At 72.2% G+C, this 20,594-nt stretch carries 17 protein-coding genes and 1 pseudogene; 9 read left to right on the forward strand and 9 right to left on the reverse strand.

Features of this window, described 5'->3' with window-relative positions:
* Positions 1-83: 83 nt before the first annotated feature.
* Together AC07F0_RS32210 and AC07F0_RS32215 are read right to left on the reverse strand one after the other, a co-directional pair.
* Positions 84-473 (reverse strand): hypothetical protein, encoded by a 390-nt coding sequence (locus tag AC07F0_RS32210; protein ID WP_436731728.1) that lies wholly within the window; start codon positions 471-473, stop codon positions 84-86.
* 85 nt (positions 474-558) lie between these two features.
* Positions 559-1,341: a hypothetical protein gene (locus AC07F0_RS32215; protein ID WP_478983510.1), complete on the reverse strand. Its 783-nt coding sequence runs from the start codon at positions 1,339-1,341 to the stop codon at positions 559-561.
* Between the two features lie 545 nt (positions 1,342-1,886).
* Here AC07F0_RS32215 and AC07F0_RS32220 point away from each other — a divergent pair.
* Positions 1,887-2,534 carry a LysM peptidoglycan-binding domain-containing protein gene (locus AC07F0_RS32220; protein WP_478983511.1) on the forward strand — a complete coding sequence of 216 codons (648 nt, stop codon included), beginning with the start codon at positions 1,887-1,889 and terminating at the stop codon, positions 2,532-2,534.
* An 89-nt stretch (positions 2,535-2,623) separates the two neighbouring features.
* Here AC07F0_RS32220 and AC07F0_RS32225 read toward each other — a convergent pair whose 3' ends face one another.
* The 3 genes from AC07F0_RS32225 to AC07F0_RS32235 are packed head-to-tail and all read right to left on the reverse strand — an operon-like array spanning position 2,624 to position 6,420.
* Positions 2,624-3,265 (reverse strand): ATP-binding cassette domain-containing protein, encoded by a 642-nt coding sequence (locus AC07F0_RS32225; protein WP_478983512.1) that lies wholly within the window; start codon positions 3,263-3,265, stop codon positions 2,624-2,626.
* A complete protein-coding gene (locus tag AC07F0_RS32230; RefSeq protein ID WP_478983513.1) occupies positions 3,262-5,943 on the reverse strand; it encodes an ABC transporter permease subunit in 2,682 nt (893 codons plus the stop codon). The genes AC07F0_RS32225 and AC07F0_RS32230 overlap by 4 nt, the downstream gene beginning before the upstream one ends.
* 9 nt (positions 5,944-5,952) lie before the next feature.
* The gene (locus tag AC07F0_RS32235) at positions 5,953-6,420 is read right to left on the reverse strand and encodes a hypothetical protein (RefSeq protein WP_478983514.1); all 468 of its coding nucleotides are present in this window, start codon (positions 6,418-6,420) and stop codon (positions 5,953-5,955) included.
* Between the two features lie 143 nt (positions 6,421-6,563).
* Here AC07F0_RS32235 and AC07F0_RS32240 point away from each other — a divergent pair, with 143 nt between their 5' ends.
* The 3 genes from AC07F0_RS32240 to AC07F0_RS32250 are packed head-to-tail and all read left to right on the forward strand — an operon-like array spanning position 6,564 to position 9,504.
* Positions 6,564-7,127, forward strand: coding sequence for an MTB12 C-terminal domain-containing protein (locus tag AC07F0_RS32240; protein WP_478983515.1), 564 nt, complete (start codon positions 6,564-6,566; stop codon positions 7,125-7,127).
* Positions 7,102-8,388, forward strand: coding sequence for an ABC transporter substrate-binding protein (locus AC07F0_RS32245; RefSeq protein ID WP_478983516.1), 1,287 nt, complete (start codon positions 7,102-7,104; stop codon positions 8,386-8,388). The genes AC07F0_RS32240 and AC07F0_RS32245 overlap by 26 nt, the downstream gene beginning before the upstream one ends.
* Positions 8,389-8,427: 39 nt before the next feature.
* Positions 8,428-9,504, forward strand: a complete 1,077-nt coding sequence (locus AC07F0_RS32250; RefSeq protein WP_478983517.1) for a helix-turn-helix transcriptional regulator — start codon at positions 8,428-8,430, stop codon at positions 9,502-9,504.
* Here AC07F0_RS32250 and ctaD read toward each other — a convergent pair.
* Positions 9,503-11,074 (reverse strand): annotated as a pseudogene (gene ctaD / locus AC07F0_RS32255) (aa3-type cytochrome oxidase subunit I); the annotation flags it as partial. The gene AC07F0_RS32250 and the pseudogene ctaD overlap by 2 nt on opposite strands.
* A 430-nt stretch (positions 11,075-11,504) precedes the next feature.
* Here ctaD and AC07F0_RS32260 point away from each other — a divergent pair.
* Positions 11,505-11,720, forward strand: a complete 216-nt coding sequence (locus AC07F0_RS32260) for an I78 family peptidase inhibitor (RefSeq protein ID WP_356926717.1) — start codon at positions 11,505-11,507, stop codon at positions 11,718-11,720.
* Positions 11,721-11,820: 100 nt separating this feature from the next.
* Here AC07F0_RS32260 and AC07F0_RS32265 read toward each other — a convergent pair whose 3' ends face one another.
* Together AC07F0_RS32265 and AC07F0_RS32270 are read right to left on the reverse strand one after the other, a co-directional pair.
* Entirely contained in the window at positions 11,821-12,813 is a 993-nt protein-coding gene (locus AC07F0_RS32265; RefSeq protein ID WP_478983518.1) for a phosphatase PAP2 family protein, read from the reverse strand.
* Between the two features lie 227 nt (positions 12,814-13,040).
* A complete protein-coding gene (locus AC07F0_RS32270) occupies positions 13,041-14,210 on the reverse strand; it encodes a hypothetical protein (RefSeq protein WP_478983519.1) in 1,170 nt (389 codons plus the stop codon).
* A gap of 264 nt (positions 14,211-14,474) precedes the next feature.
* Here AC07F0_RS32270 and AC07F0_RS32275 point away from each other — a divergent pair, with 264 nt between their 5' ends.
* Together AC07F0_RS32275 and AC07F0_RS32280 are read left to right on the forward strand one after the other, a co-directional pair.
* Positions 14,475-16,070, forward strand: coding sequence for an MFS transporter (locus tag AC07F0_RS32275; protein ID WP_478983520.1), 1,596 nt, complete (start codon positions 14,475-14,477; stop codon positions 16,068-16,070).
* A 181-nt stretch (positions 16,071-16,251) separates the two neighbouring features.
* Positions 16,252-17,442: an acyl-CoA dehydrogenase family protein gene (locus AC07F0_RS32280; RefSeq protein WP_478983521.1), complete on the forward strand. Its 1,191-nt coding sequence runs from the start codon at positions 16,252-16,254 to the stop codon at positions 17,440-17,442.
* Positions 17,443-17,479: 37 nt separating this feature from the next.
* Here AC07F0_RS32280 and AC07F0_RS32285 read toward each other — a convergent pair whose 3' ends face one another.
* Complete coding sequence (locus tag AC07F0_RS32285; protein WP_478983522.1) at positions 17,480-17,917, reverse strand: cell division protein SepF; 438 nt, start codon at positions 17,915-17,917, stop codon at positions 17,480-17,482.
* A gap of 289 nt (positions 17,918-18,206) precedes the next feature.
* On the opposite strand from AC07F0_RS32285, the gene AC07F0_RS32290 reads away from it, so the two are divergent.
* Complete coding sequence (locus tag AC07F0_RS32290; RefSeq protein WP_478983523.1) at positions 18,207-19,442, forward strand: DUF5685 family protein; 1,236 nt, start codon at positions 18,207-18,209, stop codon at positions 19,440-19,442.
* A 197-nt stretch (positions 19,443-19,639) separates the two neighbouring features.
* A complete protein-coding gene (locus AC07F0_RS32295) occupies positions 19,640-20,545 on the forward strand; it encodes a S1 family peptidase (RefSeq protein ID WP_478983524.1) in 906 nt (301 codons plus the stop codon).
* Positions 20,546-20,594 lie beyond the last annotated feature (49 nt).

A 20,594-nucleotide genomic window follows, 5' to 3' on the forward strand; every position in this document is an offset into this window, starting at 1 on the left:
GGGAAAGGAGAGCGGGCGGGACACGCGGGAGAGGGGGTTCCTTTCCCCCCCCCCCCCCCCCCCCCCCCTCCCCCGCGCTCGCTTCACACGCCGCCGCGCCGGCCCGGCGGCAGTGCGGCCGGCACGTGGTGCATTCCGGTGCCGTGCGAGTCGACGGTCCCGACGCGCTGCCACTGCGGCTGCTGTCCGGCGGCATGGCGGGCGCTCTGGGCCCCCGCGCTGTAGGCGCTGTACGAGTTGCTGTGCGAACTGCCGTACGAGCCTGTGCTGTGCGGGAGGTTCCCGAAGGCGGTGAAGCCGAATTTCTCCTCGCCGCTGCGGTCGCCGGGAAGTGCGCGGAAGGACTTGACGTACTCGGCGTAGAGCGCGTCGTAGATCGGCGTGGCCGATGGGCCGCCCTGGGAGTCCTGAGCCGACCGTGCGGAGGGGATCGACGAGTAGGACTGGCGGCGGGGAACGTCATATGCGTGCACGTATGTCCAAACGACCCCGCGGGTCAGGGGATGCGGCCCCGGCACGGCTTTCGCGGGGGTGCGTTCCGTCCGGGTGACGCGCCGCTCAGGTGCCGGCCAGCGGCAGCGCGGCGGCGACGAGCTTTCCGGTCGCCGCCGCCTTGTCCAGCGCGTCCCGCAGCAGGTCCTCGCGCGGCTGCCGACCGATCGAGCCGACCGACGCGGCGAACATCAGCACCTGCTGGTGCTTGTTGGCGGCCGCGCGCCAGCCCTCGGTGACCTGGAGCGGCTGGTGCGCCTGCCACCAGGCCACCGGCCGGCCGCCGTTGCTGCCGGGCTGGAGCACCGCGTGCAGCTGACCCATGGCGAGCAGCACCGACCAGCCGTGCAGCACGGGCGGTACGGCGGACAGTTCGGTCAGGGGCATGAAGCCCTGCTCGATGAGCAGCGGCAGGAAGTCGTCGCCGGAGCCCGTGATGCCCGGCCGGGCGATGGGCGCGGTCGGCTCCACCACCAGGGCCGGGTGCAACTCCCCGGCGATCAGCACGAGTCCGCTGGTCACGCCGAGCACCGCCTGCTCGGGAACCACCTTGTCGGGCTCCAGGTCGACGGTGTCGTCGGTGATGGACTTCACGGCGCCCCGGAGCTGTTCCTCGGTGACCTGCACGACCTGCGAGGGCAGGCAGCCGGCGTGGGCGAAGGCGAGGACGGCCGTCTCGTCCCCGATGAACAGGACGGTGCTGGTGCGCTCCTGCTCCGAGTCGCCCGGAGTGCGGCAGGACGTGCAGTCGTAACTGCCCGGGGCGGTTTCTCCGGCGAGCAGGCGGTCGGCCTCTTCATCGCCGATCTCGGCGCGTACCTCGTCGCTGACGTCGAGCATGCGCGGCACGGGTGGCTCCCTCGGGGATGCGGTGCGTTGGCGGGACCGGGTGGCTCCCGGCCCGTGGTCCGGGTGGGTCCCGGCTCATGAAGATGACAACGGGCGATCTGTGGCGGGAGTCACGCCCCAGAGCGAACGGAATCGAACCAACCAGCGCGCAGGGTCACGCTCGGCGCGGAATTGCGCACTCACCGTCAACTCGCCGGTTTGCAAAGGAGGTTGAGGTCGTGAAGTGGGTCACAGGCCGCCGGGTGCGTGGGTCGACATATCAGGAAATCCGGGAATGAAGTGGGTGTCCGGAAATAGCCGTTACCCGAGGTATCGGGGAACTGGCCTGGCATGACGGGCAACCGGTTGATGACGGCCCGTCAACTCCTTAGATTCCTCGGCCGTGTGCAGCGAGCACCGCTCGGGTACGTCCGCCGGCCGCGTGATTCTCCGGAACCACGCGCAGCACCACACCGACGGACGGGGCGAGCGCGACCCACGCGCCCCATGGTGCGGGGAGTGGCGTTCCGCCTTGGGGGACCCCGGGTGTTTCGAGAGGGAACTACATGTCCGAATGTGCCGATACCACGCGCGACAACGCTCGGAAGAACCAGGTTCGTACGACGGCGGTCCTCGCCGGCGCGGCACTGCTCGCGCCCCTCGGACTGCTCGCCGCGACCGGAAACGCCGCGGCGGCTGACAGCGGAGTGTGGGACCGCATCGCCCAGTGCGAGAGCGGCGGCAACTGGCACATCAACACCGGCAACGGCTACTACGGCGGACTCCAGTTCGCCCCCTCCACCTGGCGCGCCTACGGCGGCACGGCCTACGCGTCCACCGCCGACCGGGCGAGCAAGTCCCAGCAGATCGCCGTCGCCACCAAGGTCCAGCGCGCCCAGGGATGGGGCGCCTGGCCGACCTGCTCGGCACGCGCCGGGGCGAGCGGCAGCGCACCCGCGGCTTCCGCTGCGGCCGACCCGGTCACCTCCGTCAAGCCCGCTCCGGCGAAGCCCTCGAAGACGCCGGCGCGCTCCACGGCCGCACACCCGGACCGCGGCTCCTCCCGCGGCGACTACACCGTCCGCGCGGGCGACACCCTGAGCGGCGTCGCCGCCCGGCACGGGACCACCTGGCAGCACCTCTACGCCGCCAACAAGGCCGCCATCGGCGGTGATCCCGACATCATCGTGCCCGGCCTGCGCCTCGAACTCTGAGCCGCTCCCCCCCGCCGGGACACGGGCCCCGTCCGGTCGGCCGACCGGACGGGGCCTTCGCGCGCCGGGTCGGTGGGGGAGCTCGCGGGTCAGTGGGGGAGCTCGCCCGCCTCGCCGGCGAACACGACCGTCCCGCGCCGCAGTTCGTAGACGATCGCGGGCCGCTTCCGCAGGGCGGGCGGCAGGCGCTGCTCGGCGACCACCACACACGCGTCGAGCGCGCCCAGCAGCTCGTAGGTACGGGCCGCGACCGGGGGAGACATGCCCTGGGCGGGCTCGTCGACGAGGAGCACGCGCGCGCGTGCCAGCAGCGCCCGGGACAGGGCGAGCATGCGCTGCTCCCCGCCGGAGAGGGTGCCGGCCCGCCGCTCCAGCAGGAACCGCAGCTGCGGGTAGGCCTCGAGGGCCGGGCCGTGGTCCGGGGCGGCGAGTTCGAGGTTCTCGCGCACGGTGAGCGAGCCGAACACGGCCTGCCGCTCCGGGACCAGGCACAGCCCGCGCCGGGCCCTCTCATACGCGGGTACGCGGGTCACGTCGGCGCCGTCCCACACCACGGCGCCGCCCGACAGAGGCACCGCTCCGGCCAGGGCGCGCAGGGCGGTGCTGCGGCCGGAGCCGTTGCGGCCCAGCAGCACGGTCAGGCCCGGGCCGGGGGCGGCGAGGGTGACGCCGTGCAGGGCCTCCAGCGGGCCGTAACGCACGCGCGCGCGGCGCAGGGAGACGGTGGTCATCGCCCGGCCGCCGTTCCCAAGGCGTTCAGGACCTGCCCGGGCGGCCCGGAGGCGACGATCCGGCCCGCCGTCATCACGTGCACGACGTCGGCGAGGCCGGCGACCAGGTCCAGGTCGTGCTCGACGACGAGCAGGGCCGTGCCGTCGGCGGCCAGGGCCTTCAGGACCCGGGCGAGGGCGGCCACTTCCGTGGTGTCGAGGCCGGCGGCGGGCTCGTCGAGCAGCAGGACGCGTGGGGCGCCCGCGAGGGCCCGGGCCAGTTCGACGCGGCGCAACGTCCCCGTGGGCAGCCCGGCGGCGGGCAGCGCCCGCACCGGCCCGTCGAGACCGAGCAGCCTCAGCGTCCGCTCCACGGCGCCCGGGTCGGTCACCCGGCCCTGCTCTCCGCCCACCCGGACGTTCTCGGCCACGGTCAGCGAGGGGAAGACGGCCAGCTGCTGGAAGGTCCGCGCGACACCGAGCCGGGTGCGGGCGTGTGAGGGCAGGGCGGTGATGTCCCGCCCGCCCAGCCGTACCTCACCACGCGCGGGCCGCAGCGTCCCGGCCAGACAGTGGAACAGGGTGCTCTTTCCGGCCCCGTTGGGGCCCACGACCGCGGTGATCCGCCCGGGGAAGACGTCCAGGTCGACCCCGTCGAGCGCGGTGAAGCCGCCGTAGTGGGCGTGTAGGCGGCGGGCCGTGAGGAGGGGGGAGGCGGGAGCCGACGGTGCCGAGGTGGCCCGGGAGGCCGGTGGCCGGCTGCTCCGGTGCTGTGCCGCACGTGCTGCCGCCCCTGTCGCTGTCGCGCCGGCCGGCACCGGCGCCGTCCGGGCCGCCCGCCGCTCCACCGGGCGCAGCCGCCCGCGGGCCCGGGCCCCCGCCGGTGTGAGGGCCGCTGCGCGGTGCGGGCGCAGGCGTTCCGCCGCTGTGCGCAGGGCCTCGTACGGGCCACCGGGGAAGCGGCCCACGAGGACCGCCAGGACGCCGATCAGGGCCGCCGCCACGCCGCCGCGCGTGCCCGCGTCCAGGCCGACCAGGAGGGCCGCGGCGCCGAGGGCACCAAGGGTGCTGTCGGCGCCCAGCACCACGACCGCCGCGAACCACAGCAGACCGCGCACGGGGTCGTAGGCGGCGGGGTCGAAGGCGCGCAGGCCCATGCCGAGCATGCCGCCGCCCAGCGCGGCGAGCGCGGCGCCCGCGACGAAGGCGAGCAGCTTGAGGGACGGCACCCGCACGCCCGCCGCCTGCGCCCCGGCCTCGTGGTCCCGCATGGCCGCGAGGGCCCGGCCCGTCCGCCCCCGGCGCAGCGCGTGCGCCACCAGCAGCGCGAGCGCCAGCAGGAGCAGCTCCAGGAGGTAGTACGCACGGTCCCCCTCGAAACCCGCCGGGCGGCCCAGCGACAGGCCCGCCGTGGCGTACGGCTGGTCGAAGACGAAGCGGCTCACGCCCACGCCGACGGCGAACGTCGCCAGCGCCAGCGCCAGGCCCCGGCGGCCGATCGCCGGCCAGCCCGTGAGCAGGCCGAGCGGTGCCACCAGGACGACCGCCACCGCGAGGGCCGCCAGCTCCGGCACGGCCGGCAGGCCCGGGAAGCGGCCCGCCGCCAGCAGCGCGGTGAACAGGGCGCCCAGACCCGCGTACGCCGCCTGCCCCAGGGAGATCTGGCCGCTGCGGCCGGTGACCACCACCAGGGACAGCAGGACGACGGCCAGTGCCGGCACCTGGATCGACGTGTGCAGATCCCGGCCGGCCAGGCCCAGCGGCAGCAGGAACAGCACGGCCGCCACGATCCACGCGCCGGGCGGTGTCGGAACCCGGGCGGTGGCCGTGCGCGGCAGCGCGTCACGCGTGCCCACGCCCGGCAGGACCAGGGCCGCGACCAGCAGGGCGACGACGAACAGGTTCGTGCCGGCCGTCTGCAGCAGCGGCGCTCCCCACCCGGACGGGTGCAACCGCGTGAGCTGGCTCTGCGCCACCCCGACGCCCAGCGCCACCACCACCGCGACCGGCAGGCTCCGCATCCGCGCGGCGACCGCGACCGCCACGACCTCCATCACGAGCAGCGACAGCCCGTACGGGTCGAGCCGCACGTACGGCGCCAGCAGGACGCCGGTCAGGCCCGCCGTGAAGGAGCCGAACGCCCAGCCCGCCGCCGCGACCCGGTCCGCGTCGATGCCGCCCAGCACGGCGAGCCGCCGGTCGTCGACCACGGCCCGCAGCTCCCGCCCGAACCGCGTCCACCGGACGATCGCCGCCACCCCGGCGGCCAGCACCAGCACCACCGCCAGCTGCCCCCACGGCTCGTCCGGCACCAGCTCCGGCGCGTCGTCCCGCGCCCCCTGCCCCCACAGCAGCGCCGCCCCGCCCACCAACAGCACGAACACCCCGATGGACGCCACCAGCGTCTGCGCCGGGTCACCGCCGAGAAGCGCCAGGGGCCGGAAGACGAACCGTTCCAGTACGACCCCCACCCCCGGCGCCAGCACCAGCAGTGTCACCGCGGCCGCGAGCCACAGCGGCCAGCCCCACTCGACCACGCACTGCCGCAGCACGTAGGCGCACACCATCGCGATCGCGCCGTGCGCGAAGTTCAGCACCCCGGTCGCGCGGTACGTCACGATCAGGCCGATCCCGGTCAGCGCCGCCGCGCTGCCCACCGCCAGGCCGGCCAGGGTGAGGTCGTACGTCAGCGAGGACATCGCCCGGTCTCAGTCCGTCTCTTCGGCGGGCTCGCAGATCGGGCACGGGCCCAGCTCGCCGCTCGCCACCAGCTTGGAGTCCACCGGAACCGCCTCCGCCTTCCCCGCCACCAGCGGGCAGTCCGCGCGGTGCCACAGCGTGCCGCCCGGCACCATCAGCAGCTCGCCGCTGACCGCGAGCGCGGCCTGCCCGGTCTCGTCCGCATCCGCCGGCTCGGCCGCCACCAGCAGGCCGTACAGCTCCTCCACGCGCGCGGCGGCGATCGAGCCCCGGCCGTGGGCCAGCAGCACCGCCCCGGAGACGATCAGCGCCGCGCCGGGGACCGTGCAGGAGGCGAGGTAGGGCAGCTGCCGTTCGGCGAAGCGCTCCCCGGAGACGCCGTACCAGCCGACGACGCACAGCACCGCCCCGGCGGCCAGCGCCGCCCAGCCGGCCCAGAGGACGGGATGCACGGTTCGCAGTCGGCTTGTCCGCATCGCTGGCTCCCACACGTCGGTCGTCCGGGCACGCGCCTGGCTGCCTGCTCAAGTCCGCCGCTCGCTTGCACTATGCCCCTTGGAAGCTGACCCTGAAAGCACCGGGCGCACATGGCCCGGACCGACACCCGGTGGTGAGCCAGATGGTTCTCGGCAGCGACCTCAGGCGGGGGAACCCGACACGGGGCCCACGGGCCGCGGGACGGGGTACGGCGATCACGGCCGCCCTGATCCTGGCCCTCGCCCCGGCCCTCGCGGCATGCAGCGACGACAACGGCGGCGGCAGCGGGAACACGCCGCCCACACCGACCGCGGAGCGGACCACGAGCGCTCCGGCCAGCGCGCCGGCGGACCGGGCCGCGGCCGAGGCGGAGATCAGGCAGAACTGGCAGAAGTTCTTCGACCCGAAGACCTCGACCGAGGACAAGCAGGCCCTCTTGGAGAACGGCGACCGGCTGGGCCCCGTCCTCAAGGCCTTCAGCGGTGACGAGCGCGGCGGACAGGTCCAGGCGAAGGTCACCAAGATCGAGTTCACCTCGGCGACCGAGGCGGACGTGACGTACACACTCACCCTGAAGGGCGCCACCGCCCTGCCGGACGCCTCCGGGACGGCCGTCGAGCAGAACGGCACCTGGAAGCTGTCCGCCAAGACGCTGTGCGCACTGGTGCAACTGAGCGGCAATGCGTCGCCGGTCCCGGGCTGCTGAGGCCCTCGCCGCCGCGCTGCTGCTCGCCCTGAGCGCGGCCTGCGGCAGCCGGCTCCCCGAGAGCGACTTCGAACACGACGACCGCACCCCGGCACCCCGCGACGCCGCGCCCCTGCGGGTCGGCATCATCGCCAGCGCCACCAGCCCCGTCGGCGGCGCCGCCTTCACCGGCCCGCGCGACGGGGCCAAGGCCTGGTTCGACCGGCTCAACGCGCGCGGGGGCATCGACGGCCGCCGCGTGGAGGTACGCCTGTGCGACGACGGCGGCAGCGGCGTCGGCAACAACGAGTGCGTGCACCGGCTGGTCGAGGAGGACGAGGTCGTCGCCCTGGTCGCCACCACCGCCCTGGACTACGCGGGCGCCTCCCGCGTCTCCCGTGCGCGCGTGCCCGACATCGGCGGCCAGCCCCTCGGCAGCGCCTACGACACCTACCCGCACCTCTACGGCATCTACGGCAGCCTCGCGCCGCGCGACGGCACCACCGGCTGGGACGGCGAGCTGTACGGCGGCACCGAGGTCTACCGCTACTTCAAGCGCGAACACGGCGCCCGGACCGCCGCCGTCGTCTCCTACAACCAGTCCGCGTCCGCCGCCTACGCCCGGCTCGTCGAACGGGGCCTGCGCGCCGAGGGTTACAAGGTCGTCACCGAGCAGGTCGACTTCGCCCTGCCCAACTTCCGTGCTGTCGCGGCCGACCTGAAGGAACAGGGCGCCGACCTCGTCTTCGACGCCATCGACAGCCACGGCAACGCCCGGCTGTGCCAGGCCATGGACGAGGTCGGCGCCCGCGTCACCGCCAAGGTGACCAACGTTCAGAACTGGACGTCCACCGTCGCCGAGGCCTACAAGGACGCACCGCGCTGCCGCAACGCCCTCTGGGCGACCGGCTCCAGCCGCAACTTCGACGACACCGGCCACCCGGCCGTACGGGAGTTCCGCGCGGCGACGAAGGACCTGAAGACGCACTCGCAGTGGCAGCTGGAGGGCTGGGCCGCCGCACGCTGGTTCACCGACGCCGCGCGGTCCTGCGCGAGGACGGGCATCACGCGCGCGTGCGTCGACGCCTCCATGAACCGCAGCCAGGGGTACACCGCGGGCGGACTGCTCCTGCCCGTCCGGTTCGAGCGGCGCCCCGAGCCGCCCAGGACCAGCCGGACCTGCCTGTCGGTGGCCCGCTGGCAGGACGGCGAGGGCTGGGTCTCCCAGGGGGACATGAACCGCACCTGCTTCGACGTCCCCCAACTGGCGTACAAGCCTTGAGGACAGCGGCTGTCCGCAAGGGCTGGCAGACTCGCCCCCATGTTGGAGACTTCGGCACGCCTGCTGCGTCTGCTGTCCCTGCTCCAGGCCCACCGCGAGTGGTCCGGCCCCGACCTGGCCGAGCGGCTCGGCGTCAGCGCCCGCACCCTGCGCCGGGACGTGGACCGGCTGCGCGAACTCGGCTACCCGGTCAACGCCAGCCCCGGCACGGGCGGCGGTTACCAACTGGGCGCGGGCGCCGAACTGCCGCCGCTGCTGCTGGACGACGACGAGGCCGTCGCCGTGGCGATCGGGCTGCGCACGGCGGCCGGGCAGGGCATCGAGGGCATCGGCGAGACCTCCGTACGGGCCCTCGCCAAACTCGAACAGGTGCTGCCGAACCGGCTGCGCCGCCGCGTGGGCGCCCTCAACGCCTTCACCGTGCCGATGCTGCGCGGCCCCCTGCCCGACGCCGTCGACCCGGCCGTACTGACCGAGCTCGCCCACCTGTGCCGGGATGCCGAGCGCCTGCGCTTCGAGTACCGCGGCCTCCCCCACTCTCGAACAGCCTCGAGCGGGGGGACCCCCATCGGCACCACCAGCCGCCGCAGTGTCGAACCGCACCGCCTGGTGTGCAGCGAGCGCCGCTGGTACCTCGTCGCCTGGGACCTCGACCGGGAGGACTGGCGCACGTTCCGCGTCGACCGCATCACGCCCAGGCCGCCGCACGGTCCGCGCTTCGAGCCGCGCGAGGCGCCCGCCGAGGACCTCGCCGCCTACGTCTCCCAGGGCGTCTCCACGGACGTGTACGCCACTCACGCCGTGGTGCGGCTCCTGGCGCCCCTGGAGAAGGCCGCCGCGCACATCTCGCCCAGCGCCGGGGTGCTGGAGGCGGAGGGCCCGGACAGCTGCCTGCTGCGCTGCGGCGCCGGGAGCCTCGACGTGATGGTGATCCACGTGATGATGCTGGGCTTCGAGTTCGAGGTGCTCGAACCCGACGGGCTGATCGAGGCGATCAGGAGGGGTCGCGACCGGCTTGATGGCGCTCTGGCTCGGGCTGCGCAGTCACCGCCGCGTACCGCGGATGGTGCAGGTCGAACGCCGGCGACTCCGACCGGATCCGGGGCAGCACCGTGAAGTTGTGCCGGGGCGGCGGGCAGGAGGTCGCCCACTCCAGGGAACGGCCGTAGCCCCAGGGGTCGTCGACCTCGACCTTCTCGCCGTACTTGGCGGTCTTCCACACGTTGTAGAGGAACGGCAGCGTCGACATGCCGAGCAGGAACGCGCCGATCGTCGACACGGTGTTGAGCGCCGTGAACCCGTCCGCGGCGAGGTAGTCGGCGTACCGGCGGGGCATGCCCTCGGCGCCCAGCCAGTGCTGCACCAGGAACGTGGTGTGGAAGCCGGTGAAGAGCGTCCAGAACTGGATCTTGCCGAGCCGCTCGTCGAGCATCTTGCCGGTGAACTTCGGCCACCAGAAGTAGAAGCCGGCGAAGATCGCGAAGACGACCGTGCCGAAGACGACGTAGTGGAAGTGCGCCACCACGAAGTACGTGTCCGTCACATGGAAGTCCAGCGGCGGCGACGCCAGGATCACCCCGGTCAGCCCGCCGAACAGGAATGTCACCAGGAAGCCCGTCGCCCACAGCATCGGCGTCTCGAAGGACAGCGAGCCCTTGATCATCGTGCCGGTCCAGTTGAAGAACTTCACGCCCGTCGGCACGGCGATCAGGAAGCTCATGAAGGAGAAGAACGGCAGCAGTACCGCGCCCGTCGCGAACATGTGGTGCGCCCAGACCACCACCGACAGGCCGGTGATCGCCATCGTCGCGCCGACCAGCGTCAGATAGCCGAACATCGGCTTGCGGCTGAAGACCGGGATGATCTCCGTGATGATGCCGAAGAACGGCAGCGCGATGATGTACACCTCGGGATGGCCGAAGAACCAGAACAGGTGCTGCCACAGGATGGCCCCGCCGTTGGTCGCGTCGAAGACCTGCGAGCCGAACCGCCGGTCCGCCTCCAGCACCAGCAGCGCCGCCGCGAGCACCGGGAACGCCATCAGGATCAGGATCGACGTGAACAGCGTGTTCCAGACGAAGATCGGCATCCGGAACATCGTCATGCCGGGCGCGCGCATCCCGATGATGGTGGTGATGAAGTTGACCGCGCCGAGGATGGTGCCGAAGCCGGACAGCGCCAGCCCCATGATCCACAGGTCGGCCCCGATGCCGGGCGTGCGCTCGGCGCTGTTGAGCGGGGCGTAGGCGAACCAGCCGAAGTCGGCCGGTCCTGAGGGCACCAGCAGCGAGCCCAGCACGATCAGGCCGCCGAACAGGAACAGCCAGTACGAGAACATGTTCAGCCGCGGGAAGGCCACGTCGGGCGCGCCGATCTGCAACGGCATCAGCTCGTTCGCGAAGCCGGCGAAGGTGGGCGTCGCGAACAGCAGCAGCATGATCGTGCCGTGCAGCGTGAAGGCCTGGTTGAACTGCTCGTTGTTGATGATCTGGAGGCCGGGGCGGGCCAGCTCGGCGCGCATCAGCAGCGCCATCACTCCGGCGATCAGGAAGAACACGAACGACGTGATCAGGTAGAGGTGACCGATCTTCTTGTGGTCCGTCGTGGTCAGCCAGTCCACCACCACCCGCCCGTGCTTCCTCCTCGGCACGGGCCGAACCGTCGCCTGTACGGTCTGCGTCCCCATCGCTCGCTCGCCCCTTCGCTCATCGCGTGCCGGGCCCGCCGAAGCCCGCGCCACACGTACCCGCGAGCTCACGCCATGATGCTCGCGTCACCGAGCGCTCCGACAGGGGGCGTACCGGCCTTTGCGTGCCGAAGCCATGCATTTCCTGTGCGGCGGCGGCTGAGCCGGCCGGGTGCGGCGCCGGAATGGAATGGGGCCCCGAGGTCACTTCTCCCGGAACTTTCCGCCGGGCTTTTCCATGGGCTCATGGGACACGCGGAAATTGCGATCGAATACCTGCGGAAGGCCTAGGAAACCGCTCGTCCGTGTGACGGACAGCTCCCGAAACAGCTGTCGTGATCTTGTGACAGAAGTGTGACAGGGGAGGCACGGGGGCCGGGGTCACCGGCCCGGACTTCCGCGGTCGCCGGGCACGGCATAGCGTGGCGGCATGGCACCGATTCCGACACCTTCCGCGGAACCCGACGACAGCCCGGACACCTATGTCGGCCTGGACGCCGACCGGGCCGAGCACCTCGCGCGTGAGCGCGGCTGGCCGACGGTGCGCACGCTGCCGCCGGGGGCGATCATCACGATGGAGTACCGCGTGGGCCGGCTGAACTTCGAGGTGAGGGGCGGCCGGGTGGCGCGGGCCTGGAAGGGCTGAGACACCGCGAAGGCCCCGGTTCCGGAGCGGAACCGGGGCCTTCGCCGTGCCCGGACGGGGTGTGCGCACCGGCCCGCCGTCCGCTGTGGCCGCCCGACTCTCAGGGGCGGGCCGAGGAGGAGGCCGAGCCGCGTGGGTGCCGCTCCGTGTGCGGCGGGCGGCGGCTGCCCGCGGGGGTGGTCGGGGTGCGCTCCGAGCGGGTCGTGTGCGGGCCCGGCGCCAGATAGACCGGGGCCCGGGCCGAGCGGGCCGCGACGTCGTCCCGGTCGGCGGGCAGCGGCGTGACCACCACGGGCGGCGCGCTGACCGGGGCGGCGGCCGTCGCCGCACGGCTCCGGCGGGCCCGCCAGCGGTCGCGCAGGTCGAAGATCCGGTCCTCGGAACGGGCGATCAGCGGCTCGAACCACGGCAGGCCGAGCAGGATCAGCAGGCCCGCGACCCAGCCCAGCAGCACATCGCTCAGCCAGTGCGTACCGAGGTAGACGGTGGCCATCCCGACGCCGAGCGAGGTCACCGCGGACACGGCGGACAGCCAGCGCTGCGCTCTCGCGGTGGAGGCCAGGTAGGCCAGGATTCCCCAGGTCACCACGGCGTTGGCGGTGTGACCGCTCGGAAATATATCGCCGCCGCGCCACATCTCGTTCGAGCCGATCACGGTCGCGTAGTGCGGTCCCAGGCGGCCCATGCCGTACTTGGCGGCGCCGACCGTGATGTTCAGCAGGAGCAACGAGACGCCGAGGGCGAGGAGCGGGCGCAGGGTGTGCTGCCGCCAGGAGCGCCAGCCCAGCCAGGCCGCGACCATCACGGCGGTCGGGCCGCGCTGGCCGAGCACCACGTAGTAGTCGACGAACCAGTGGATCTCCGACCACTGCTGGTACGGCCGGAAGAACATGACCTGCCAGTCGAGCCGCACCAGCCAGGACGTGATGATCACGGCCCACACGATCGCGCCGTAGAAGGCCAGGGTCGCCGCAAAGAGCACGATGCGGTGCCTGCTCATCTTCGGCACATCGATGTGGGCCGGTCGTTCCGGCTCACGGTCCAGCCGGGCGAACACCCGGTCCAGACGGGTGAGCTTCGGTTCGGTACGCACCCAATCGACGTTACAGCGAGTGAGCTCGGATCCCTGTCGAATCAACGGCTTTGTGATGACGATGTGATGTGGGATTCCTCTCAGGAGGAGGTTTATTTCCAGCGAATCCCTAATCGCCGGGCCCTGCGGCCTTCAATTCCTTTGATCATTCCGGAAGCGGGTTTTATCGAGCTTCTGAATTCGTTCACCGGGGCATGGCGTGCAATTCTCCGGGCGCTCACAGCGGGTCAGGGGGGACCGGAGCCGTTCAGCCAGAACGCCCCGTACACCGCCGAGGCGACCGCCACCGACCCGAGCACCAGAGCTGACCTGCGGATACGCAGCCGGGCCAGGGCGAGCGCGAGGGGCAGCAGCAGCGGGAAGGCGGGCATCAGCAGGCGCGGTTTCGAGCCGAAGTAGCTCGACGCGCACAGGGCCAGCGCGGTGACCACTCCGGTGTAGACCAGCAGCGGAAGCGGCTGGCGCCCACGTACTCCGGCCCCATACAGCCAGACGACTGACACGACCCCGGCGATCAGCCCGGCACCGGCCAGGGCCGAGGGAAACGACGTGAACTTTTCGGCGACGAACCGGCCGAAGGCGTAACCCCCGTCGAAGCCGTTGCGCCATCCCGCCTGTACGTCGAGATAGCCGAGCGGACCCTTGCCGCTGCGGTGGCCGACCCACAGCACGTATCCGGCGGTGCCGAGGGGGGCGAGCAGCATGCCGAGGACGCGGCGGGCACGAGGGCCGGGTTCGGGGGCGCCGCCGGACCGCCGCTCCCGGGCGAAGCAGGCGAGGCCCGCCGCCCACACCACGGCCACCACGGCCATCCCGACCGGGCGGGTCAGCCCCGCCAGCAGGGCCAGCGTGCCCGCGGTCACCCAGCGGCCCGTCAAAGCCGCGTACAGCGACCACGCGGCGAGCGCCGTGAACAGCGACTCGCTGTACGCCATCGACTGCACGATCCCGACCGGGAGCACGGCCCACAGCAGCACCGCGCACACTCCGGCCCGGCGGCCGTACACATGGTCCGCGACCGCGAAGATCCCCCAGGCCGCGGCGACCGACGCGAACAGGCTGACCAGAAAACCACCGTCCGCGTACGACAGCGGGGACACCGCCGCCACCAGCCGCTCCAGCCAGGGCAGCAGCGGGAAGAACGCGAGGTTCGAGTGCACGTCCCCGTTCGCCAGACGCACCTCGTAGCCGTAGCCCAGTTCGGCGACCCTGGTGTACCAGAGCGCGTCCCAGCGAGCGGTCAGCAGCGTGTAGGCGCTCTTGTCGCGCGCCGCGCTCCACAGGGCCAGGGCGACGAGGCCCAGGGCACGGACGGCCGCGTACCCGAGGAGCGCCGGGGCCGCACGGCGCAGCGCCCCGGCGCGGGACGGGGCCGCGCGCGTCTCAAGATCGGTCACGGGCCCGATTATCGACCCGCGCCGGAACCGGCCGGCCGCCCGGGGCGTGGTCGACGCAGAGGGGAGTGGCGTACGCCACATCTTTCCGCCGGACGTGTGAGAGGTCCGCCACTCGGCTCCGGCGCGGACTCGCGTACTCTGACGTGTCACTCGCTTTTCGTTTGCGCGGGCCGGAGACCACCGCTCCTCTCCGGCCGAGTCGCGGGGGACGTCCCCCACCCCGTGAGCCCGCCGATCGCGAGGGAACATCTGGGAGGTACGTACATGTCCGGGACGACCACGGCCGCTGCCCTGCGCCGTCGGGCGGCCGGGGCCGGTGCCAACCGCTGGGTGGTTCTCGTCGTCCTCTGCGTCAGCCTGCTGCTGGTCGCCGTCGACGCCACCGTGCTGCACGTGGCGGTCCCCGCCGTCACCGAGGACCTGAAGCCCGGCGGGATCGAGCTGCTCTGGATCGTCGACGTCTATCCGCTCGTCTGCGCCTCGCTGCTGATCCTCTTCGGCACGCTGGGCGACCGCGTCGGCCGCCGAAGGGTCCTGCTCCTCGGGTACGCGCTGTTCGGCGTCGCCTCGGGCCTGGCGGCCCTGGCGGACAACGCCCAGGTGCTGATCGTGGCGCGGGCGCTGCTCGGCGTGGGCGGCGCGATGATCATGCCCGCGACCCTGTCGATCCTTCGGCAGGTCTTCCCGGATCGGCGCGAGCGGGCGCTCGCGATCGGAATCTGGAGCGCCGTGGCCGCGGTGGGCGCGGCGGTCGGGCCGCTGCTCGGCGGCTTCCTGCTGGAGCACTTCTGGTGGGGCTCGGTGTTCCTCGTCAACATTCCGTTGATGCTGGTCAGCCTCCCGGTGGGGCGACTGTTGCTGCCCGAGTCCAAGGGCGACGGCGAAGGGCCCTGGGACGTGGTCGGCGCGCTGATGGCGGCGATCGGGCTGTTCGGGGTGGTGCTGGGCGTCAAGCGGCTCGGCGGCGGGGAGTCGGTGGGGAGCCTGCTCACCGTGCTGCCGCTGGTGGTGGGTGCGGCGCTGCTGGTCGCGTTCGTGCGGCGGCAACGGCGGCGGGCGCATCCGCTGGTCGACCTCGGGATGTTCGCGCGGCCGGCGTTCAGCACGGCCGTCGGGTGCATCGTGCTGGCGATGCTCGCGCTGGTCGGACTCGAACTGATCGCGGCGCAGTACCTGCAGCTGGTGCTCGGGCTGTCGCCGCTGGAGACGGGCCTGCGGCTGCTGCCGCTGACGTTCGCCGCGATGGCGGCCGGGCTGGCCGGGGCGCGGATGCTGCGGCGGTTCGGGCCGCGGCGGATGGTGTGCTCCGGGTTCTGTCTGACGGCGTTCGCGGTGGTGCTGCTGACGGCGCTGGGCCGGACGGACGACTGCGCGCTGATGCTGACCGGTTTCGTGCTGCTCGGCTTCGGGCTGGAGACGACGCTGTTCGGGGCGTACGAGTCGATGTTGAGCGAGGCACCGCAGGACCAGGCCGGTGGGGCGGCGGCGATCGGGGAGACGTCGTACCAGCTGGGGGCGGGGATCGGGATCGCCCTGCTCGGCACGGTGATGAACGCGGCGTACGCGCCCGGGTTGTCGGGTGTGCCGGGAGTGCCGGAGTCGGCGTCCTCCTCGGCCGGGCATTCGCTGGGGGAGGCGTACGAGGTTGCCGCGCAGCTGGGCGGGGTTGCCGGGGTTGCCCTGCGCCATGCCGCCCGGGACGCGTTCGTGCACGGGCTGCATGTGACGTTGCTGGTGAGTGCGGGGTTGCTGCTGCTCGGGGCGGCGATGGCGTTGCGGTTGCCGCGGGTCATGCAGTGCGAGGGTGCGGTTCAGGTACCTGCCCCGAGGGACGCGGCGGAGTCACGCGTCTCGGTGTGACGTCTCTTCGCCCACCCGTTTTCGCCCACCCACGCGCCACCTGTATCTGCTGGCTGATCGTGCTGTGTCCCCACTGGCGACTTCAGCCCCGCAGTCGGCGGCTACGGGTGGTGCGTGGGTGGGTGGAGGCCGTAGCGTCTTGGCTAGCAGTGCTAGTTAAAGAGTTTCGGAGGGTGTTCGCATGTCCGAGTCGTCCAAGCTTCCTCCCTTCGACCCCGCCGACCCCCTCGGGCTGGACGAACTCCTGGCGCCGGAGGATCTCGGGATCAGGGACACCGTGCGGGCCTGGGCCGCGGACCGGGTGCTGCCGTATGTCGCCGAGTGGTACGAGAAGGGGGAACTGCCGGGGATCCGGGAGCTCGCCCGGGAGCTGGGAGAGCTCGGTGCCCTGGGGATGTCCCTGGACGGCTACGGGTGCGCCGGGGCGTCCGCCGTGCAGTACGGACTGGCGTGCCTGGAGCTGGAGGCCGCCGACTCCGGGATCCGGTCCCTCGTCTCCGTGCAGGGCTCCCTCGCCATGTACGCCGTCCACCGCTTCGGCAGCGAAGCGCAGAAACAGCAGTGGCTGCCCCGCATGGCCTCCGGCGAGGTCATCGGGTGCTTCGGACTGACCGAGCCCGACCACGGATCCGACCCGGCCTCCATGCGGACGTACGCCAAGCGCGAGGGCACCGACTGGATCCTCAACGGCCGCAAGATGTGGATCACCAACGGTTCGGTCGCCGGGGTCGCCGTCGTGTGGGCACGGACCGACGACGGGATCCGCGGGTTCGTCGTGCCGACGGACAGTGCCGGGTTCTCCGCCCCCGAGATCAAGCACAAGTGGTCCCTCAGGGCCTCCGTCACCAGCGAACTCGTCCTCGACGACGTACGGCTGCCCGCCGACGCCGTACTGCCGGAGGGCACCGGCCTGCGCGGACCGCTCAGTTGTCTGTCGCACGCGCGGTACGGGATCGTCTGGGGCGCCATGGGCGCGGCCCGCAGTTGCTTCGAGGCCGCGGTCGACTACGCGAAGTCGCGGGAGCAGTTCGGACGCCCCATCGGCGGCTTCCAGCTCACCCAGGCCAAACTCGCCGACATGGCGGTCGAACTGCACAAGGGAATTCTGCTCGCCCATCACCTGGGACGGCGTATGGACGCCGGCCGCCTGCGGCCCGAGCAGGTCAGCTTCGGCAAGCTCAACAACGTACGAGAGGCGATCGAGATCTGCCGCACGGCCCGCACCGTTCTCGGCGCCAACGGGATCTCGCTCGAATACCCCGTGATGCGGCACGCGACCAACCTCGAGTCGGTGCTCACCTACGAGGGCACCGTCGAGATGCACCAGCTCGTGCTGGGCAAGGCGCTCACCGGACTCGACGCCTTCCGGTGAACCCCGCGCGGGGGCAGGGCCGGTGAACGGCCCTGCCTCAGCTCTGGTTGAAGAAGCCGTCCGCGCGGTGCGCGGCCGGGTCGCCGTTCACGATCTCCGTGTTGGAGGGGGTCAGCAGGAACACGCGGGTCGACACCCGCTCGATCGATCCGCGCAGGCCGAAGATCAGCCCGGCCGCGAAGTCGACCACGCGCTTGGCGTCGCCGGCGTCCATGGCCGTGAGGTTCATGATGACCGGCACGCCCTCGCGGAACAGCTCGCCGATGGCGCGCGCGTCCCGGAAGCTGTCCGGGGTCACGGTGCCGATGCGGCGCCCCTTCTCCTCGGCGACGTCCGAGGCCACCTTGACGCGCGGATCGGTGACCCAGGCCTCCCCGGGCTCGGTCCCGTCGGAGTAGTCGTCGTCGTAGTAACGCTCGTCTTCGTTGTCGTCGACGAGGCCAAGCCAGGCACTTGCCTTGCGTACCGATCCCATGGACGCCTCCTCTCACAGCGGTCTTTCTGCTTTCCGCATCCCTATGGTCGTCCATGATGCGGATGGCGCGCCAAGTGGATAGACGCCGCACGGGGGGTTTGTGACGGTACTGGTGCACAGCGAATCCGTCGAGAGTCCGTGTTTCCCAAGGGCCTTGTCGTAAACGACTGCTGACTGTGAGTGAAATATGATTCTTCGCGGCGTACGGGTGATGAGTGGTGCGTACGGGTGAACACGATGGCCGATACCATGCGGCGCCAAACGTCGTACGGAGCACGGGGGAACATCGATGTTCGGAATGGTCAGGCCCTGTCGGCACCGGCTCGGGGAGAGCCTCACGGCCCAGTGGATGGCGCATTTGTGCGGGCTGTGTCTCGCGCTGCGCCGGGACCACGGGCAGCTCGCGCGCATCGTGACGAACTATGACGGGCTTCTCGTCTCCGTGTTGACGGAGGCTCAGGCGGGCCCGGCGAGCGGCCCGTCGAGCGGCGTGGGCCGGCGTACGGCGGGGCCGTGTCCGCTGCGCGGGATGCGTACCGCGTCCGTCGCGCACGGTGAGGGGGCACGGCTCGCGGCGGCCGTGTCGCTGGTGCTCGCCTCCGCCAAGGTGCGCGACCACGTCGCCGACGGCGACGGGCTGCTGGCCCGCGCGCCGGTCGCGCGGGCAGCGCGCCGGATCGCCGCGGGCTGGGACCGCGCCGGGGCGCGCACCGGCTCCGCCGTCGGATTCGACACGGCCGTCCTGGTCGACGCGGTGGACCGGCAGAGCGGCATCGAGACGCTCGCCGGGCCAGGTACGCCGATCCTGGCGGTCACCGAACCGACCGAGACCGCGACCGCCGCCGCCTTCGCGCACACGGCCGTCCTCGCCGGCCGGCCGCACAACGCCGGGCCGCTCGCCGAGGCCGGGCGGCTCTTCGGGCGGCTGGCCCACCTCCTGGACGCCGTGGAGGACCTGCACGCTGACGCCGCGTCAGGTGCCTGGAACCCGATCGCCGCGACCGGCACCTCCCTCGCGGAGGCCCGGCGGCTCGCCGACGACGCGGCGCACGGGGTGCGGCTCGCGCTGCGCGACGCCGAGTTCGCCGACGCGAAGCTCGTGCATCTGCTGTTCGTGCACGAACTGCGGCGCTCGGTGGACCGGGCGTTCGGCACGGTGCCGGTGTGCGCGTCACACCAGGGCGGGCCGTACGGGCAGCAGCCGCCTCAGGGGCCGTACGGCCAGGGGGCGCACGGGCCGCACGGCTCTGCGCAGAACCCGTACGCGGGCGGTGGCGGAAACCCGTTCGCAGGTGGGGGAGGGCACGGCGGCGGTGGGCTCGGCGGTGGTGCGCCGGTGCCCCAGCCGCCCCAGGGCCGACGCGGGTTCTGGGCCGGCTGCGGGATGTTCTGGCTGCTGTGCTGCACCTGCAAGCTGTGCTGCGCCAAGGAGTACGAGGGGCCGTGGTCCCGCAAGAAGCGCGAGGGCTGCTGCCGTGATTGCGACTGCGACGGATGCGACTGCTGCTGCCCCTGCGACGGCTGACCCCGCCGTGACCGGAGGTGCAGAAGGCCACGGCTGAAAGGCCCTCTTGCGCCTACCGGCCGTTCGGCCGAATACTCCCCCACAGCGCTTGTCAGGGGCACGGCGGATTTGGAATCCGGCCTGCCTCGCCCCGGACTGCGCCTCACGGGCCCGAAACCCCACGAGGGCCCCCGACTTCCTTTGTGGAGGAACGAAAAGTGAGGATCAAGCGCACCACCCCCCGCAGCGGCATTTCGAGACGGACCCGGCTGATCGCCGTTTCCACCGGCCTCGTCGCCGCCGCAGCGATCGCGATCCCCAGCGCGAACGCGTCCGACACCCCCGCCACCTTCAGCGCCACCGAGCTCAAGAGCGCCAGCGGCTCGATCCTGAAGGCCGACATCCCGGGCACCGCCTGGGCCGTCGACAGCAAGACCAACCGCGTGCTCCTGACCGTCGACAGCACGGTCAGCCAGGCCGAGATAGCGAAGATCAAGCAGCAGGCCGGTGCCAACGCCGACGCGCTCACGATCAAGCGCACCCCCGGCAAGTTCAACAAGCTGATCCAGGGCGGCGACGCCATCTATGCGAGTAGCTGGCGCTGCTCCCTCGGCTTCAACGTCCGTGCCAGCAACGGCACCGAATACTTCCTGACCGCCGGTCACTGCACCGACGGCGCGGGCACCTGGTACTCCAACTCCGCCCGCACCACGGTCATCGGCTCGACCGCCGGCTCCAGCTTCCCGGGCAACGACTACGGCCTCGTCCGCTACAGCGGCTCCGTCAGCCGTCCCGGCACCGCGAACGGCGTGGACATCACCCGCGCGGCCACTCCGAGTGTGGGCACCACCGTCATCCGCGACGGCTCCACGACCGGTACGCACAGCGGCCGTGTCACCGCCCTCAACGCCACCGTGAACTACGGGGGCGGGGACATCGTCTCCGGCCTGATCCAGACCACCGTCTGCGCCGAGCCCGGTGACTCCGGCGGTTCGCTCTACGGCAGCAACGGCGTCGCGTACGGTCTGACCTCCGGCGGCAGCGGCAACTGCTCCTCCGGTGGTACGACGTTCTTCCAGCCCGTCACGGAGGCCCTGAGCGCCTACGGGGTCAGCGTGTACTAGGCCCCCGCCATGCCCCGGGCAGGTCCCGGCAGGTCCCCGGCGGCAGTTC

This window comes from Streptomyces sp. NPDC045955, from assembly GCF_056430805.1.